The sequence below is a fragment of the Novilysobacter selenitireducens genome (genome assembly GCF_020026895.1).
Classification (GTDB): domain Bacteria; phylum Pseudomonadota; class Gammaproteobacteria; order Xanthomonadales; family Xanthomonadaceae; genus Lysobacter_C; species Lysobacter_C selenitireducens.
Window position 1 is genome coordinate 194,111 of sequence record NZ_JAINZW010000002.1, and the last position, 16,969, is coordinate 211,079.

Here is a 16,969-nt window from a genome sequence, read left to right on the forward strand (position 1 = left end):
TGACAGAAAGCGACGACCGCCGACGTGCGTCGACGGCCGTTCGCCTCAGTGCTTGCGGCGCCGGTGCAGCGGCACCTCGGTCGCTTCCACCACCAGGCTGAAGGTGCGTTCCTCGCCCGGCTGCATGGCGCCGACGCCGACGATCTGGCGGTTGATCTCACGCCCGCGGCCATCGCGGATGGCAAGCACCATGGTGTATTCGCAGGCGCCGTCCGCAGGGGCGGGAATGGTCCCCTCCACCTGCAGCGGCGTTGATTTCAGCGTGGTGCCGGTGTTGGCCTCGGCGTCGAAGCGCAGGTGCCCGCGGCACTGCGGGCAAACGCTGGAACTCTCCAGGATCGTCGCCTTGCAGTGCGGGCAGGTGCGGGTCGCACCTGCGGTTCCCGGGCGGGTGGCGCTCATGCGGTGTCGTCGTTGCCCGCCTTGCTGCCGCCCTTGCCGGAGGCCTTGTCGCCCCAGCCGAAGTCGACCTGGCCGCGCATGCGCGCGCCGGTGGCCACGGTCAGCGAGCCGGCCTTGACGTCGCCGGTCAGCGCGCCCGATTCCAGCAGCTCGACCTTCTGCGCCGACTCGATGTTGCCTTCCAGCTCGCCGGCCACGATGACCTTGTGGGCGCGCACGCCGCCGGTCAGCTTGGCGCCGTTCTCGATGGTCAGGTTGCCCTGCACGTTGACGTCGCCGTTGAACTTGCCGGCGATGCGGACGTGGCCGGTGCCCTCGATCTTGCCTTCGATGGTGAGGTCGGAGGCGATCAGCGACTCCTTCAGCTGCGGCTCGGCCGAGCGCGCGTGGCCGGGCGAGGCGGAGGCGATGTCACGCACCGGGGCCGGGTCGAACGAGGCGGCCTCGGGCGACGGGCCGGACGACGGCACGGCCGTCGGTGCGGGCGGGTTGGACTTGGCGGCGGGGGCGGGGGTGTCTTTCCAGATGGCCATCGGTCAGGGGTTCCGTCAGCAGCAGGGGGACTGGGAACTTAGCACCGGCTTCACCCCGTCCTCACGTGACGCCCGTCGGCCAATGCGGAATTCTTCAGCTGCGCGACAGGTTGTCCCCGTTCATCGGTGAAGGCGGTCACGGCTGCGCGCCGCCCGCCTTCGGCTACATCCGGAACACGCCGAAGCGCGTGCGGTCCTCGATCGGCGCGTTGAGCGACGCCGACAGCCCCAGGCCCAACACGCGCCGGGTATCGGCCGGGTCGATGATGCCGTCGTCCCACAGGCGGGCGGTGGCGTACCACGGGCTGCCCTGCGACTCGTACTGGTCGCGGATCGGCGACTTGAACGCCTCCTCCTCGTCCGTGCTCCACTCCCCGCCGCGCGCCTCGATGCCGTCGCGGCGGACCGTCGCCAGCACGCTGGCCGCCTGCTCGCCACCCATGACGCTGATGCGCGCATTGGGCCACATCCACAGGAAGCGCGCACCGTAAGAGCGGCCGCACATCGCGTAGTTGCCGGCGCCGAAGCTGCCACCGATCACCACGGTGAACTTGGGCACGTGCGAGCACGCCACCGCCGTCACCATCTTCGCCCCGTCCTTGGCGATGCCGGCCTGCTCGTACTTCTTGCCGACCATGAAGCCGGTGATGTTCTGCAGGAACACCAGCGGGATCCCGCGCTGGTTGCACAGCTCGATGAAGTGCGCGCCCTTGAGCGCGCTCTCGGCGAACAGGATGCCGTTGTTGGCAACGATGCCCACCGGGTACCCGTGCAGGTGCGCGAAGCCGGTGACCAGCGTCTTGCCGTAGCGCGCCTTGAACTCCTGGAAGTCGCTGCCGTCGACGATGCGGGCGATGACCTCGCGGATGTCGAACGGGCGGCGGGTGTCCCTGGGCACGATGCCGTACAGCTCCTCGGCCGCGAACAGCGGCTCGCGCACCGGCTGCACGGCCACCGGCAGCGTCTTGCGGCGGTTGAACGTGCCGACGATGTCGCGCGCGATCTGCAACGCGTGGCGGTCGTCCTCGGCGAAGTGGTCGGCGACGCCGGAGATCGAAGTGTGCACGTCGGCACCGCCCAGGGTCTCGGCATCGACGACTTCGCCGGTGGCGGCCTTCACCAGCGGCGGGCCACCCAGGAAGATCGTCCCCTGTTCCTTGACGATCACCGACTCGTCGCACATTGCCGGCACGTACGCGCCACCGGCAGTGCAACTGCCCATGACCACCGCGACCTGCGGGATGTTCTCGGCCGACATCCGCGCCTGGTTGTAGAAGATGCGGCCGAAGTGCTCCTTGTCGGGAAACACCTCGTCCTGCAACGGCAGGAACGCGCCGCCGGAGTCGACCAGGTACACGCAGGGCAGGTGGTTCTCGCGGGCGATCTCCTGCGCGCGCAGGTGCTTCTTGACCGTCATCGGGAAGTACGTGCCGCCCTTGACCGTGGCGTCGTTGGCGACAACGACGACCTCCTGGCCCATCACCCGGCCGATGCCGCAGACCATGCCGGCCGCGGGCGCGGCGTCGTCGTACATGCCTTCGGCGGCCAGCGGCGCGATCTCCAGGAACGGCGAGCCGGGGTCGAGCAGGGCGGTGATGCGGTCGCGGGCGAGCAGCTTGCCGCGCTCGGTGTGCTTGGTGCGCGCCTTGTCGCCGCCGCCCTCGGCCGCGCGTGCCAGCCGGGCGTCGAGTTCTTCCACCAGCGCGCGGTGGTAGGCCGCGTTGTCCTGGAAGTCCTGGGAGCGGGGGTCGAGTGCGGAGCTCAATGCGGGCATGCGTCGGCCGGGCGTGGTGAAAGCGGGACAGGATACCGGGCGGGCGTCGCGGTCGCCGCCCCCGCGGCCTGACGCAACGGCGCCGCGCAAAAAAAAAAGGACCCGCCGAAGCGGGTCCTCTCATTACAGCCGGATGATCGGAATCGATCAGTCCTGGACTTCGGCATTGGCCTCGGCGTTGGCTTCGGCCTGCTCTTCCTGCATTTCGGCCGAGACGTTGGCGGCGCCATCGGCGATTGCGCCGGCGGCATTGGCCTTGCCTTCCTCGTAGGCCTGCTGGACCGGGTCGGCAGCAGCGTCGACGGCGGCAGCCGTGGCGCCAGCGGCGGCGGCGGTGCCGGCAACGGCGGCTTCGCCGGCCGAAGCGGCGGCGTCACCAGCGGCGTCGGCTGCAACCTCGGCCTGCACGGCGGCCTCGTCGGCCTCCTGCTCGGCGGTCGGGGAGCTGCAGGCGGCGAGGGCGAAAGCGCTGGCGGCCAGCAGGATCGAAAGCTTGGTATTCATTGGATGCTCCTTGTGTGTCGGCAGTGAAAGCGTCGTGCCGGAACGCTGCCGGCGGGCGCACTATCCGTAGGGGTGCGGAAACAGGATGTGAAGACGTGAAGGGAAGCGTTTAGCAATCGAGATCCGATGCAACCGCCACCAATAAAAATGCCGCCCCGAAGGGCGGCATTTTCGAAACCAGTTACAACCAACGATTAGTTGGTGGCGTCCGGGTCCATGTCGGAATCGGTGTCGGCACCGACCGAATCAGCCGAATTCTCGGCAGCCTGCGCAGCCTGCTCGGCAGCGTCAGCAGCGTCCGCAGCGGCGTCAGCAGCGTCGGCGTTGTCTTCCATGTCGCCAGCCGAAGCGTCGGCAGCGGCGGTGGCAGCAGCGTCGGCGGCGGCAGCGGCGGCGTCAGCAGCCGACTGGGCCGAATCGGTACCGGCAACAGCGGCGTCGGCCTGGGCCTCGGCAGCAGCGTCGGCGGCTTCAGCGGCCGAGTCCTGGGCGCGGTCGGCGTTCGAGCAAGCAGCCAGGGCGAAGCCCATGGCCAGGGCAAGCAGGGTCTTGTTGATGGACATGATGCAGTTTCCTCGTCGTATAAGTTTGGCAACGCGCAGTTGCGCGCCGGTAACATGATGACAAGCCGTTTTCGGCTGTCAAGCGGGAACGCGTGGTTTTTTTGTTAGCCGATCGTTAACCCGCTCAGGCATTTAGCGGAGGGTGTTACAGCAGCTCCACAGCCACGGCCGTCGCCTCGCCGCCGCCGATGCACAGGGTGGCCACGCCGCGCTTCCCGCCGCGCTTGGCCAGGGCGTTCAAGAGGGTCACGACCAGTCGCGCACCGCTCGCCCCGATGGGGTGGCCCAGCGCAACGGCGCCACCGTGCACGTTGACCTTTTCGTGGGGGATGCCCAGGTCCTTGATCGGCGCCATGGCTACGCAGGAGAACGCCTCGTTGATCTCGAACAGGTCGACGTCCTCCACCTTCCAGCCGGCCTTGTCGAGCACGTTGGACAGCGCCTTGACCGGGGCGGTGGTGAACCACTCCGGTGCCTGGGCATGGCCGGCGTGGGCGACGATGCGCGCCAGCGGCTTCAGCCCACGCTTGGCGGCTTCCTCGCTGCTCATCAGCACGGTGGCGGCGGCGCCATCGGAAATCTTGGAGGACGATGCGGCGGTCAGCACGCCCTCCTTGCCGAAGGCCGCGCGCAGGCCGGGGATCTTCGAGGTGTCGATCTTGCCCGGCTCCTCGTCGGTGTCGACCACGACCTCGCCCTTGCGGGTCTTGACCGTGACCGGGACGATCTCGTCGGCAAACGTGCCGTTGGACACGGCCTTCTTGGCGCGGTTGACGCTCTCTTCGGAGAACGCGTCCAGCGCGGCGCGGTCGAACTTGTAGCTGTCGCACGCCATGTCGCCGAACACGCCCATGGCCTTGCCGTCGTACGGGTTGGTCAGGCCGTCGAACGCCATGTGGTCGAGGAACTCGGCGCTGCCGTAGCGGATGCCGGTGCGCGAGCCGTTGAGCAGGTGCGGGGCGTTGGTCATCGACTCCATGCCGCCGGCCACCACCACGGTGGACGAACCGGCCTTGATGGCGTCGTGCGCCAACATGATGGCCTTCATGCCCGAGCCGCACACCTTGTTGATGGTGGTGCAGGCGGTCGAGTCGGGCAGGCCGGCGCCGAGCGCGGCCTGGCGGGCGGGCGCCTGGCCCAGGCCGGCCGGCAGCACGCAGCCCATGATCACTTCGTCGACCTGGTCGGGTGCGACGCCGGCGTGCTCGAGCGCACCAGTGATGGCCGCAGTACCCAGCACCGGGGTGGCGACGCCGGTGAACTGGCCGAGGAAGGAACCGATGGCGGTGCGCTTGGCACCGACAATGACGACGTCGCTCATGGGGGACTCCTGGGTTGCGGGTCGGTCGCGGGGACCGGAACCCGTCGATTATGCGACCGCGTGCTGCACTGCCGCAAACGGCGGGAGGCGGCCTCAGTCGGACGCCGACGCGGGCAGGCGGTAGAGCACGCGGCCCTTGTCGCGGGGCAGGGGCGCGGTGAACCCGACCCGCTCGTACAGCGTCGGCACGCCGGTCCAGACGAACGCGCCGGCCTGGCGCTGGCCCGGTTGCACGACCTGCGGATAGGCCTCGATCTCACTGGCGCCGCGTTCGAACGCCAGCGTGACCGCCGCGTCCACCAGCGCGGTGGCAACGCCCCGGCCACGCTCGCGCGCCGGGACGTACAGGCAGTTGATCGACCAGGTCGTGTCCGACCACGGGCGGGCGAGGGCCTTGCTGCGCTCCAGCCGCGGGAAGTCCGCGCGCGGCCCGACCGCGCACCAGCCCACGGGCCGGTCGCCGTCGAACGCCAGCACCCCGGACGCGCGGTCCGACTGCACCAGCGAACGGAACGCCTCGCGATTGGGCGACCCCTTGGCCGCGTCCCACGCCTTGCCGCCCATCGGCACGCGCCACCACATGCACCAGCACCCGCCGCAGGCACCGTTGGCGCCGAACAGCGCCTCGATGACCGGCCAGTCGTCGCGGGTCAGCGGGCGGGTGGTGAAGGGTTCGCCGGGCATCGCCAAAGCGTACGCCCGCCGCCCCTGTAGGAGCCGCTTCAGCCGCGATGGATGCCGCGAAGAAAGCCGGCTTCTGTAGGAGCGGCTTCAGCCGCGATGGATGCCGCGAAGAAAGCCGGCTCCTGTAGGGGCGGCTTCAGCCGCGATGGATGCCGCGAAGAAAGCCGGCTCCTCTGTAGGAGCGACGTGAGTCGCGACCGGCGCTCGCCTGGAGTTGCGTATCGCGACTTACGTCGCTCCTACAAGAGGAATGTCACCCCGGCGAGCGTTTCGCGGCTGAAGCCGCTCCTACAAAAGCGGCGGGTCAAGTGGGCCTTTCGCGGCTGAAGCCGCTCCTGCAAGAGCCCGACGATCAGGACGGCAAAACCCGGACGATCAGGCGCGGTCTTCGAACAGCTCGCGGCCGATCAGCATGCGGCGGATCTCATTCGTGCCGGCGCCGATGGCGTAGAGCTTGGCGTCGCGCAGGATGCGGCCGGCCGGGTACTCGTTGATGTAGCCGTTGCCGCCCAGCGTCTGGATCGCTTCCAGCCCGACCTGCACCGCGGCATCGGACGCGTGCAACAGGCAGGACGCGGCATCGACGCGGCTCTTGTGGCCGGCGTCATAGTCGCGGCCCACCTGGTAGGCGAATGCGCGGCTGGACTGCAGCGACGTGTACATGTCGGCGATCTTGGCCTGCATGATCCCGAAGGTGCCGATCGCCGCGTCGAACTGCTTGCGCTCGCGCACGTAGGGCAGGGCGATGTCCATCGCCGCCTGCATCAGGCCGAGCGGGCCGCCGGTCAGCACCAGGCGCTCGGTGTTGAGGCCGCTCATCAGCACCTTTACGCCGCCGTTGACCTCGCCCAGCACGTTCTCGGCCGGGATCTCGCAGTCCTCGAACACCAGCTCGCAGGTGTTGGAACCGCGCATGCCCAGCTTGTCGAGCTTCTGCGCGGTGGAGAACCCCTTCATGCCGCGCTCGACGATGAAGGCGGTCATGCACTTGCTGCCCGCGTCCTTGCCTGCGGTGCGCATGTAGACGATCAGCACGTCGGCCTCGGGGCCGTTGGTGATCCACATCTTGTTGCCGTTGGCGACCCACACGTCGCCCTTCTTTTCGGCGCGGCAGCTCATCGAGCCCACCACGTCCGAGCCGGCGCCCGGCTCGCTCATCGCCAGCGCGCCCTTCCATTCGCCGGTGCAGAGTTTCGGCAGGTACTTCCCGCGCTGCGCGTCGTTGCCGTTGGCGTAGAGGTTGGATACGCACAGATTGGAATGCGCGCCGTAGCTCAGGCCGACCGAACCGGACGCGCGCGAGATCTCCTCCATCGCCACCAGGTGCGCCAGGAAGCCCATGTCGCTGCCGCCGTACTCGCCCGGCACCGTGAGGCCCAGCAGGCCCATCTCGCCCAGCTTGGGCCACAGGTCCTGCGGGAACGCGTTGTCGTGGTCGATCTGCTCGGCACGCGGCGCGATCTCGGCCTCGGCAAAGCGGCGCACGGCCTCGCGCAGTGCGTCGATTTCGTCACCAAGGGGGAAGGGGCGCATGGGAACTCCTGTGGGATTGGGGCGTGGCCGGCGCGTGGTCCCGCGGACTCCGAGGCGGCCATTCAATTCTCAAGTCGTCATTCCCGCGAAGGCGGGAATCCATGGACTTTGCTTCTACAGACTTGTAACGGGATACGAGGCGCCAACTACCGAGGGCCGTTGGGACGTGGCCTTCCCATGGACTCTAATTCAACGTCCATGGATTCCCGCCTTCGCGGGAATGACGGCTGTTGATGCAGGGCGCCGTACTGACGTCCATTCTCGCAAACAACGACGGGGCACAAGGCCCCGTCGTCTTACAGCATCAACTCAACCGGTCAGTGCCCGCGGATGCGGCCCTGGAAACGCGGCTGTGCGCGGCCCAGCGGCAGCTTCAGCTTGCCGATCTTCTCGATGCGCTCTTCGGCCATGCGGTCGGCGGCGCGGTAGGTCGGGATGCCGTCGCGCTCGGCGATCTCGAAGATGCGGCCGAGGTTGTGGTAGATCGTCCGCATCATGCGCATGGCGCGCTCGCGGTTGTAGCCGTCGATCTCCAGCGAGACGTTCATGACGCCGCCGGCGTTCACCGCGTAGTCCGGGGCATACAGGATGCCGCGCTTCTGCACTTCGTCGCCGATGGCGTTGTTGGCCAGCTGGTTGTTGGCCGCGCCGCAGATGACCTTCGCCTTCAGGCGGGGCAGGGTCTGCTCGTTGACGGTGCCACCCAGCGCGCACGGCGAGTACACGTCGGCCGGGACGTCGTAGATGTCCTCCAGGCCCACGGCCTCGGCGCCGTACTCGGACACGGCCTTGTCGACCAGGCCCTGGTTGATGTCGGTGACGAAGATCTTCGCGCCGCGCTCCTTGAGCAGCTTCACGAACTCCATGCCGACGTGGCCCAGGCCCTGCACGGCGTAGCTGTACTTGCCGACTTCCTCGTCGCCGAACTTCTTGTTGAGCGAGGCCATCAGGCCCTGCAGCGTGCCGTAGGCGGTGAACGGCGACGGATCGCCCGAACCGCCGTGGACCTGGTGCACGCCGGTGACGTACTCGGTCTCGCGGTAGACGAACTCCATGTCGTTGACGTCGATGCCCACGTCCTCGGCGGTGATGTAGCGCCCGCCCAGCGACTCCACGAACTGGCCGAACGCGCGGAACAGCGCCTCGGACTTGTCGGTTGCCGGGTCGCCGATGATCACCGCCTTGCCGCCACCGATGTTCAGGCCGGCGACCGCGTTCTTGTAGGTCATGCCGCGGCTCAGGCGCAGCACGTCATTGAGCGCGTCGGCCTCGGTCTTGTACGGCCACATGCGCGTACCGCCCAGGGCCGGGCCCAGCACGGTGTTGTGGATCGCGATGATGGCCTTCAGGCCCGCGTCCTTGTTGTGGCAGAACACGACCTGCTCGTGGCCGGTGGTGTCGAGGGTTTCGAAAATCATCGGGTGCTCCGCGTCGGCGTAGGGAGTGCGCTTCGCGCTCTACGCCAACTGTGGTTGATAAGTCGTTGATTCAGAATGAAATTTCCTGCGAGTTCGGCCGAAGCCGCCCGTCGCAGGCGCCGTAGTTTAAAGCAATCGGCCGATACGGCTGCGTATGCCCTTCACGCGGCTTGGCGTGACGCCGGTCTCAGAAGGACCGGTAGGCGTGCTCGCGCAGCCACAGCGTTGCCAGCCACTTCTCGCCGGCCTGCACCGGGCAGCCGGCGTGCAGCGAATCCGGGTCCGGCAGGCCGTCGGGCGTGTAGTTGTCGAACACCACCGCGCGCCCCGGCGCCGGCGCGATGCGCACGCCCGGCACGGGGAACTCGGTTTCGCCGCCCTGTGCCACGGCGTTGAGGTAGACGCAGATGGTGCGCTTGCGGTTGCCGGCCGAAGGGCGGTCGGCCTGCACCACGCGGTCGGGCAGGTAGTCGCGGTGCGGGCGGTATTCCTGCCCCGGTTGGTAACGCAGCACGATCAGGTGCTCGGCCTGCGCCAGCTCGCTGCGCGCCGCACGCGCGATGCGCAGCTGCACCACCCGCAACGCGAGGTCCTCCAGCACCGGGTCGATCGGTGCATCGCTGCTGGTACGCAGCTGGCGCGCGTCGCTGCGCCCGGTCACCGGGTCGACCACCCGGGAGGCGCGCAGGTACGGCATCGCCGTGGCCACCATCAGCCGGCATTCGTCCGCCGACAGCAGGTGGTCGACCTGCATGACGCGCGGTTGCTGGCTGTGCATCGTCCACGGCGCGGGCTGCAGCGCTTCCTCGAATGCGAGCGTCCCGGGCGGTACCTCGCCCGATGCGCGCGGCGGCGACGGCGGGGGCAGGGGCGCGGTGATCTCCGGCAGCCGCGGCACGCCGTGTTTGGCCAGCTGCAGCCACAATTCGTTGGCGGCGTTGTGCTGTGCCTGGCAGCCTTCGCCGCGGTGCAGGCGCTCAGCCAGCAGCAGCGCCGCGATCGGGTCGCCGCGCCCCGCGCCGCGTTCCAGCAGGCGGATGCAGGTGGCCTGGTCCTCCTCGTTGCGCTTGCGCCCGAAGTGGATCGCCGCCGCGCGCAAGGCGGGCGGGTAGTCGTGCTGGACCGCGGTCAGCATGCGCTCGTTGATGCGGCCGTCGCGCGGCAACTGCAGGTTGCCCAGGCCGATCAGTGCAAGGTGATAGCCGGCGATCGGGCTGCCCAGGCCCTCGGCCCGCAGCAGCCATTCAACCGCCATCGACGGGTCGGCATCGGTGCCGACGCCATGCAGCAGCATCCGGGCGTATTCGACCTGCGCATTCGCGTGTCCCGCGGCGCCGGCCAGGTGGTAATGGTGCGCGGCTTCCTCGACGCGGCCGCGGGCCACCAGCGCGGTGGCATAGCGGAACAGCGCATCGGGCACGCCGCTGGCGGCGTCGCTGCGCAGCTCGCCCAGCTCGGTGTCGTCGTCGTTGGCCGCGCCACGGGTCATCCGGCGCAGCGTACCCGACCGCGGCGGCCTCCCAACAGCCGCCGCCGCGGTCGTCCTCCTCCCACCACAAATGGCCCGGCCGGCCGGGGTCCCCCCACGGCACCCCGGCGCGGCCGGGCCTCACGCACGCAGTGTCCTGTCGTTCGGCGCCTTACCAGCCCCAGCCGGGCTGGCGATACACCACGCGGTAACCGGGTCGGGTGGGTCCGTACACCGGTCGATAGGGGCGGCCGACGTGCCGGATCACCCGCCGCGGTGGCAGGTGGCGGTAGCCGCCGCTGTAGTAGGCCGGGCGATAAGCCGATCGCACGCGCACGTAATGGCCGGGCCGCCACACGTGCCGGTAGCCGGTCGAAACCCAGCGTCCGGGCACCCAGGCGTAGCCGGGCCGGTGCCCGTAGCGCTCGTAACGGGGCGGGGGCGGGTGGCCGATGCTCACGCTCACGTACCCGCGCGCTTCGGCGGCGGGGCTGTGGAACGCGAACACGGAGGCCAGGCCGATCACGGCCGACAACAACAGGGGGCGCAGGGCCATTGAACATCTCCATCCAGCACCGGCCTCATCGCCGGCAGTGGTGGGGAAAACGCATGGGCCCGCCAAAGTGTTTACACGGCGCGAAGACCCGTTAAGCGCGATGCCAGCTAGCTGAAGGACGCTTCAGCCGCCGCGCTACAATCCGGAAATTCCCGTTTCCGTATTGAGCGCGCGCCATGAGCACCACCGCCGCATCGCTGCCCGGCAGCCAGTCCACCGTCGATTCCGAGCGCGCCACGCCGCTGCGCTTCGTCACCGCCGCCAGCCTGTTCGACGGCCACGACGCCGCCATCAACATCATGCGCCGGCTGATCCAGGCCCAGGGCGCGGAGGTCATCCACCTCGGCCACAACCGCTCGGTCGAGGACGTGGTCCGCGCCGCGCTGCAGGAGGACGCCGACGGCATCGCGCTGTCGTCCTACCAGGGCGGGCACGTGGAGTACCTCAAGTACATGGTCGACATGCTGCGCGAGCGCGACGCCGGCCACATCAAGGTGTTCGCCGGCGGCGGCGGCACCATCACGCCCGAAGAGATCAAGGAGCTGCAGGCCTACGGCGTGGAGCGCATCTACCACCCCAACGACGGCATGCACATGGGGCTGGTGGCGATGATCGAGGACGTGGTGCGCCGCGCCGAGGACGGCCGCGCCAAGCGCATGGAAGCCGGCGAGGGCGACGACGCCACCCAGGCCTCGCAGCCCGACATCGACGACGAAATCGCCATCGGCCGTGTCATGTCGGCCATCGAGGAGGGTGCCTTCGACGAGTCCCGTCTCTCGCACATGCGCAAGCAGTGGCAGCTGGCCGGCGGCAAGACGCCCGTCATCGGCATCACCGGCACCGGCGGCGCGGGCAAGTCGTCCGTCACCGACGAGCTGCTCAACCGGTTCCTGGCGCACTTCCCGGAGATGCGCATCGCCGTGATCTCCGTCGACCCCACCCGCCGCCGCACCGGTGGCGCGCTGCTGGGCGACCGCATCCGCATGAACTCGCTGAGGTCGAAGCGCGTGTACATGCGCTCCATGGCCACCCGCCGCCAGCACGCCGCCACCAACGCCGTGCTCAAGGATTCCATCGGCTTCCTCAAGGGCCTGGGCTACGACCTGGTGATCGTCGAGACCGCCGGCATCGGGCAGTCGGATTCGGAAATCGTCGACCTGGTCGACTTCCCGATGTACGTCATGACCAGCGACTTCGGCGCGCCCAGCCAGCTGGAGAAGATCGACATGCTCGACTTCGCCGAACTGGTCGTGCTCAACAAGTTCGACAAGCGCGGCGCCGAAGACGCCCTGCGCGACATCCGTAAGCAGTGGAAGCGCAACCGCGTGAAGTTCGACCTCAAGGATGAGGACGTTCCGGTCTACCCGACCATCGCCAGCCAGTTCAACGACCCCGGCATCAGCTGGATGTTCGCCAACCTGTGCCGGTTGCTGCGGGAGAAGCACGGCGTCGGCGGTGGGGGCCCTGTAGGAGGGTCTTCAGGCCCGACCGCGACATCCGCAAACGGAGATACCCGCGGGGACACCGGTTCCATGATCGCGGCTGAAGCCGCTCCTACAAAGGCGGGGCGCTGCGACTACAGCCCGGACATCGACACCTCGCTCAAGGAACCCCGCGCCACCGTCCTCATCCCGGGTGCCCGCGTCCGGTACCTGGCCGAAATCGCCGAGCAGGGCCGCGGCATCAACCGCCAGATCGAAACCCAGGCCGAGATCGCCGACCGCGCCCAGTCCCTGTGGCAGGCCCTGAGCGAGCTCGAAGACCCGCAGCTGCCCAAGCAGTTGGACCTGTACCAGGCCGATGCTGTGCACCCCTCTCCCGCCGGGAGAGGGGCCGGGGGAGAGGGTTCGGCTGCCGGTGCCAATGACTCGACCTCGCACCCTCACCCCAGCCCTCTCCCGGGGGGAGAGGGGGCCGTCCACGTCGACCGCACCCTCCTCACCCTCCGCCAGCGCTACAACGACGCCGTCCAGTCCCTCGACTCCGAAGCCCTCAAGCTGCTGCGCGAGTGGCCGGCGCGCCTGAAGTCCATCACCGACGACGTCAACGAGTACCAGGTCCGCGACAAGACCATCCGCGTCGAGAACTACCGCGAGTCCCTTTCGCACCAGCAGATCCCCAAGATCGCAGCCCCAACCTACACGTCGTGGGGCGAGCTGCTGACCTTCCTGCAGAAGGAAAACCTGCCCGGCTCGTATCCCTACACCGGCGGCGTGTACCCGTACCGCCGCACCGGCGAGGACCCCATCCGCATGTTCGCGGGCGAGGGCACGCCCGAGCGCACCAACCGCCGCTTCCACTACCTGTCCGTCGGCCAGCCGGCCGCGCGCCTGTCCACCGCCTTCGACAGCGTCACCCTGTACGGCGAGGACCCGGCCCCGCGCCCGGACATCTTTGGGAAGATCGGCAACTCCGGCGTCAACATCGCCACGCTCGACGACATGAAGAAGCTGTACTCCGGCTTCGACCTGTGCGCGCCCACCACCAGCGTGTCGATGACCATCAACGGCCCCGCGCCGATGATCCTGGCGATGTTCATGAACACCGCCATCGACCAGCAGGTGGAGAAGTACCTGCGTGCCGACCAGACCCGCTGGGACGCCGCCCACGACAGGATCGAAAAGCTGTTCGAAGGCCGCCACCGCCCCGAGTACAGCGGCATGCTGCCGGAGACCAACGACGGCCTCGGCCTGGGCCTGCTGGGCGTCACCGGCGACCAGGTCGTCGACGCCGAGACCTACGCGCGCATCAAGGCAGAGACGCTGAAGACCGTGCGCGGCACCGTGCAGGCCGACATCCTCAAGGAGGACCAGGCCCAGAACACCTGCATCTTCAGCACCGAGTTCGCGCTGCGGATGATGGGCGACATCCAGCAGTACTTCGTCGACAAGGGCGTGCGGAATTTCTATTCCGTGTCGATCTCCGGCTACCACATCGCCGAGGCCGGGGCGAACCCGATCAGCCAGCTCGCCTTCACCCTGAGCAACGGTTTCACCATCGTCGAGTACTACCTGGCGCGCGGCATGAAGATCGACGACTTCGCGCCCAACCTGTCGTTCTTCTTCTCCAACGGCATGGACCCGGAGTACACCGTCATCGGCCGCGTCGCCCGCCGCATCTGGGCCCGCGCCATGCGCGAGCGCTACGGCGCGTCCGCGCGCAGCCAGATGATGAAGTACCACATCCAGACCAGCGGCCGGTCCCTGCACGCGCAGGAGATCCAGTTCAACGACATCCGCACAACGCTGCAGGCCCTGTACGCGCTGTTCGACAACTGCAACAGCCTGCACACCAACGCCTACGACGAGGCCATCACCACGCCGACCGAAGAGTCCGTGCGCCGCGCCGTGGCCATCCAGATGATCATCAACAAGGAGCTGGGGCTGAACTTCTGCGAGAACCCCTGGCAGGGCAGCTTCATCGTCGACAAGCTCACCGACATCGTCGAGGAGGCCGTCTACAAGGAGTTCGAGGCCATCAGCGAGCGCGGCGGCGTGCTGGGCGCCATGGACACCATGTACCAGCGCGGCAAGATCCAGGAAGAGTCGCTGTACTACGAGCACAAGAAGCACGACGGCAGCCTGCCCCTGGTGGGCGTCAACACCTTCCTGCCCAAGGACCACGGCGGCGACATCGTCACCGAGATCGAACTCATCCGCTCCACCGAAGGCGAGAAGGGCCAGCAGATCGAGAACGTCCGCAACTTCCAGCAGCTGCGCAACGCCGCCCCTGTAGGAGCGGCTTCAGCCGCGAACGGGGCTTCGGCCGACAGCGCAACCCCCAACGGCCAAGGCCTCACCTACCTCCAGAAGACCGCCCGCGAGCGCCGCAACGTGTTTGAATCGCTGATGGAAGCGGTGAAGACGCATTCGCTGGGGCAGATCAGCCATGCGTTGTATGAGGTGGGTGGGGAGTATCGGCGGAATATGTGAGGCCGCTTTTTTGCAATGTGACGACTAGGGGGAGTGATGTTGAATAAGAGGGTGGAAAGCCAACAGCATTTGTTATTCAAATAGTTGATGGCGCCGAGTTCGACCGTGGCCATCAGAAAACAATCTGCCGCGAAATCCTTAATGGTGGATCCGAACCTCGTCGTGCAGACGATATTCTGGGCCTGCAGCCAGTAACTCAAAAATTGAGCAGGCTATAAGTGCCGTGCAGCCGCAGATGGTGGCTCGCCGCTCGGGCCCGCACCCGCACTCGCACAGAGGACAGACATTGGCCTGCGTCGCAGGCGGTGAGACCATGGCGCGGAAGGATGCCTGCCCCGCTAGGGGGTGGTCCCTACCGTATGGAGTTCCGATGATTTCGAAGGCGCTTGCGAGCACCGCCCCCCGCCGAAGCAGCACGCCCGATGCCCGCCCGTTGCTCAAGTGGGCCGGCGGGAAGACCCAGCTGCTGACCGAGATCCACGCCCGGTTCCCGAAGTCGTTCAACGCCTACATCGAGCCGTTTTTTGGCGGAGGCGCCGTGTTCTTCTCGCTGCGCCCCGAGCGCGCGGTCATCGCCGACATCAATCCCGAACTGGTTAACCTATATCGCTCCATGGCCACGGACCTCAATGGGGTCATTAGCTGGCTGGAGCTGTATCGCAACACCGAAGAGGATTTCTACCAGGCCCGCGCACAGGACTGGACCACCATGTCTCCGGCCCGCGCTGCGGCTCGGACCATCTTCCTCAACAAGACGTGCTTCAACGGGCTCTACCGGGTCAACAAGGCGGGCCGCTTCAACGTCCCCTTCGGCCGCTATAAGAACCCCCGCATCCTGGATGAGCCAGCGCTCCTAGCCGCGCACAAGGCCCTGGCCCCGGCCACCATCCTCCAAGGCGGCTTCCGAGACGTGCTGCGCGCCCACGCCAAGCCTGGCGACCTGGTTTTTCTGGACCCGCCTTACCTCCCGGTGTCCAAGTTCGCCGACTTCAAGCGCTACACCAAGGAACAGTTCTATGAAGAGGACCACCACGAGCTGGCCGACGAAGTCATGCGGCTGCACGATCTCGGGTGCCATACGGTGCTGACCAACTCCAACCACCCCTTGAACAACGAGCTCTACGCCCCGTTCAAGCGCGTGGTCGTGGCGACCAAGCGCCACATCAACTCTGACGGAGGCAACCGGGTGGGCGAAGACGTGATTGTGGACATCCCGCCCAAGCGCCGGCTTAACCTGCGCCTGGTGGCGACCCCCGATGCCCGGATCCTCAACTACCCCTCCACCCGCTACATGGGCGCCAAGGGCAAGCTGCTGGACCGCATCTGGGGCGTGGCCTCCCAGTTCCCGTTCACCCAGGCGGTGGACCTGTTCTCGGGCTCGGGCGTGGTCGGCTACATGTTCAAGGCCCAGGGCAAGCAGGTGTTGAGCAACGACTACATGGCCATGGCCTCGGTGTATGCCAAGGCGCTCATCGAGAACAACGGCGTCACCTTGCCCCTGGAGCACGCCCGCGCCCTCTTGACGCCCTCGCCGCACTCCGACCGTTTCGTGCAGACCACTTTCCCGGGGCTCTACTACTCGGATGAGGACAACATCCTCATCGACAACCTGCGGGCCAACATTGCCCGACTCAAATCCCCCGAACACCGGGCCATCGCAAAAGCTGCCCTGATTCGCACCTGCCTCAAGAAGCGCCCCCGGGGTATTTTCACCTACGTAGGCCATCGCTACGACGACGGCCGCCGCGACCTGCTGGTGTCCTTCGCCGAGCATTTCCTGGATGCGGTGGCTGCCATGAATGCGGCGGTCTTTGACAACGGCCAGGCCAACGAGGCGCGCCACGGCGATGCCATGGCGGTGAAGCCTACCCAGGGCGCCCTGGTCTACATGGACCCTCCCTACTACTCACCGCTCTCAGACAACGAGTATGTGCGTCGCTACCACTTCGTAGAGGGCCTGGCCCGGAACTGGGAAGGTGTGGAGATCCAGCAACACACCCAGACCAAGAAGTTCAAGTCGTATCCCACGCCCTTCAGCTCGCGCAGTGGCGCGGCCGACGCGTTCGATACCCTGTTTAAGCGATTCAAGGACAACATCCTACTTGTGTCGTATTCGTCCAACAGCCAGCCGACGATGGAGGAGATGGTGGAAATCATGTCCGGCCACAAGGCGCACGTGGACGTTGTCCCCGTCGACCACAAATACTCGTTTGGCAATCAGGGGCACAAGGTCGGTAACAACAAGAACGATGTGCACGAGTATCTCTTCGTGGGCTACTGA

At 67.4% G+C, this 16,969-nt stretch carries 13 protein-coding genes; 2 read left to right on the top strand and 11 right to left on the bottom strand.

The annotated features are described in order from the left end of the window. Positions 1-45: 45 nt before the first annotated feature. From K6753_RS04695 to K6753_RS04745, 11 genes are all read right to left on the bottom strand, one after another. Positions 46-402, bottom strand: coding sequence for a hypothetical protein (locus K6753_RS04695; protein WP_223675023.1), 357 nt, complete (start codon positions 400-402; stop codon positions 46-48). Then, on the bottom strand, positions 399-935 hold the full coding sequence (locus tag K6753_RS04700) for a bactofilin family protein (RefSeq protein ID WP_425492065.1): 537 nt from the start codon (positions 933-935) through the stop codon (positions 399-401). Before K6753_RS04700 ends, K6753_RS04695 begins: the two co-directional genes overlap by 4 nt. Positions 936-1,098: 163 nt before the next feature. Further along, the gene (locus K6753_RS04705) at positions 1,099-2,709 is read right to left on the bottom strand and encodes a carboxyl transferase domain-containing protein (protein WP_223675024.1); all 1,611 of its coding nucleotides are present in this window, start codon (positions 2,707-2,709) and stop codon (positions 1,099-1,101) included. Positions 2,710-2,856: 147 nt separating this feature from the next. After that, a complete protein-coding gene (locus K6753_RS04710; RefSeq protein WP_223675025.1) occupies positions 2,857-3,213 on the bottom strand; it encodes a hypothetical protein in 357 nt (118 codons plus the stop codon). 194 nt (positions 3,214-3,407) lie between these two features. After that, positions 3,408-3,776: a hypothetical protein gene (locus tag K6753_RS04715; protein WP_223675026.1), complete on the bottom strand. Its 369-nt coding sequence runs from the start codon at positions 3,774-3,776 to the stop codon at positions 3,408-3,410. A 145-nt stretch (positions 3,777-3,921) separates the two neighbouring features. After that, positions 3,922-5,097 (bottom strand): thiolase family protein, encoded by a 1,176-nt coding sequence (locus K6753_RS04720; RefSeq protein WP_223675027.1) that lies wholly within the window; start codon positions 5,095-5,097, stop codon positions 3,922-3,924. 93 nt (positions 5,098-5,190) lie between these two features. After that, positions 5,191-5,781 (bottom strand): GNAT family N-acetyltransferase, encoded by a 591-nt coding sequence (locus K6753_RS04725; RefSeq protein ID WP_223675028.1) that lies wholly within the window; start codon positions 5,779-5,781, stop codon positions 5,191-5,193. 375 nt (positions 5,782-6,156) lie between these two features. Further along, the gene (locus K6753_RS04730) at positions 6,157-7,314 is read right to left on the bottom strand and encodes an isovaleryl-CoA dehydrogenase (RefSeq protein WP_223675029.1); all 1,158 of its coding nucleotides are present in this window, start codon (positions 7,312-7,314) and stop codon (positions 6,157-6,159) included. A 317-nt stretch (positions 7,315-7,631) separates the two neighbouring features. Further along, the gene (locus tag K6753_RS04735) at positions 7,632-8,732 is read right to left on the bottom strand and encodes a Glu/Leu/Phe/Val dehydrogenase dimerization domain-containing protein (protein WP_223675030.1); all 1,101 of its coding nucleotides are present in this window, start codon (positions 8,730-8,732) and stop codon (positions 7,632-7,634) included. 187 nt (positions 8,733-8,919) lie between these two features. Next, positions 8,920-10,221, bottom strand: coding sequence for a 2OG-Fe(II) oxygenase (locus K6753_RS04740; RefSeq protein ID WP_223675031.1), 1,302 nt, complete (start codon positions 10,219-10,221; stop codon positions 8,920-8,922). Between the two features lie 151 nt (positions 10,222-10,372). Further along, positions 10,373-10,756: a hypothetical protein gene (locus tag K6753_RS04745; protein ID WP_223675032.1), complete on the bottom strand. Its 384-nt coding sequence runs from the start codon at positions 10,754-10,756 to the stop codon at positions 10,373-10,375. 176 nt (positions 10,757-10,932) lie between these two features. On the opposite strand from K6753_RS04745, the gene K6753_RS04750 reads away from it, so the two are divergent. Together K6753_RS04750 and K6753_RS04755 are read left to right on the top strand one after the other, a co-directional pair. Further along, on the top strand, positions 10,933-14,688 hold the full coding sequence (locus tag K6753_RS04750; RefSeq protein ID WP_223675033.1) for a methylmalonyl-CoA mutase family protein: 3,756 nt from the start codon (positions 10,933-10,935) through the stop codon (positions 14,686-14,688). A gap of 370 nt (positions 14,689-15,058) precedes the next feature. Further along, on the top strand, positions 15,059-16,969 hold the full coding sequence (locus K6753_RS04755) for a Dam family site-specific DNA-(adenine-N6)-methyltransferase (RefSeq protein WP_223675034.1): 1,911 nt from the start codon (positions 15,059-15,061) through the stop codon (positions 16,967-16,969).

What these genes read in the sequence shown, in the direction of transcription:
- K6753_RS04735 (WP_223675030.1), bottom strand. Translation starts at nt 8,732, where the DNA reads ATGATTTTCGAAACCCTCGACACCACCGGCCACGAGCAGGTCGTGTTC.
- K6753_RS04730 (WP_223675029.1), bottom strand. Translation starts at nt 7,314, where the DNA reads ATGCGCCCCTTCCCCCTTGGTGACGAAATCGACGCACTGCGCGAGGCC.
- K6753_RS04700 (WP_425492065.1), bottom strand. Translation starts at nt 935, where the DNA reads ATGGCCATCTGGAAAGACACCCCCGCCCCCGCCGCCAAGTCCAACCCG.
- K6753_RS04740 (WP_223675031.1), bottom strand. Translation starts at nt 10,221, where the DNA reads ATGACCCGTGGCGCGGCCAACGACGACGACACCGAGCTGGGCGAGCTG.
- K6753_RS04725 (WP_223675028.1), bottom strand. Translation starts at nt 5,781, where the DNA reads ATGCCCGGCGAACCCTTCACCACCCGCCCGCTGACCCGCGACGACTGG.
- K6753_RS04750 (WP_223675033.1), top strand. Translation starts at nt 10,933, where the DNA reads ATGAGCACCACCGCCGCATCGCTGCCCGGCAGCCAGTCCACCGTCGAT.
- K6753_RS04695 (WP_223675023.1), bottom strand. Translation starts at nt 402, where the DNA reads ATGAGCGCCACCCGCCCGGGAACCGCAGGTGCGACCCGCACCTGCCCG.
- K6753_RS04720 (WP_223675027.1), bottom strand. Translation starts at nt 5,097, where the DNA reads ATGAGCGACGTCGTCATTGTCGGTGCCAAGCGCACCGCCATCGGTTCC.
- K6753_RS04710 (WP_223675025.1), bottom strand. Translation starts at nt 3,213, where the DNA reads ATGAATACCAAGCTTTCGATCCTGCTGGCCGCCAGCGCTTTCGCCCTC.
- K6753_RS04715 (WP_223675026.1), bottom strand. Translation starts at nt 3,776, where the DNA reads ATGTCCATCAACAAGACCCTGCTTGCCCTGGCCATGGGCTTCGCCCTG.
- K6753_RS04755 (WP_223675034.1), top strand. Translation starts at nt 15,059, where the DNA reads ATGATTTCGAAGGCGCTTGCGAGCACCGCCCCCCGCCGAAGCAGCACG.
- K6753_RS04745 (WP_223675032.1), bottom strand. Translation starts at nt 10,756, where the DNA reads ATGGCCCTGCGCCCCCTGTTGTTGTCGGCCGTGATCGGCCTGGCCTCC.
- K6753_RS04705 (WP_223675024.1), bottom strand. Translation starts at nt 2,709, where the DNA reads ATGCCCGCATTGAGCTCCGCACTCGACCCCCGCTCCCAGGACTTCCAG.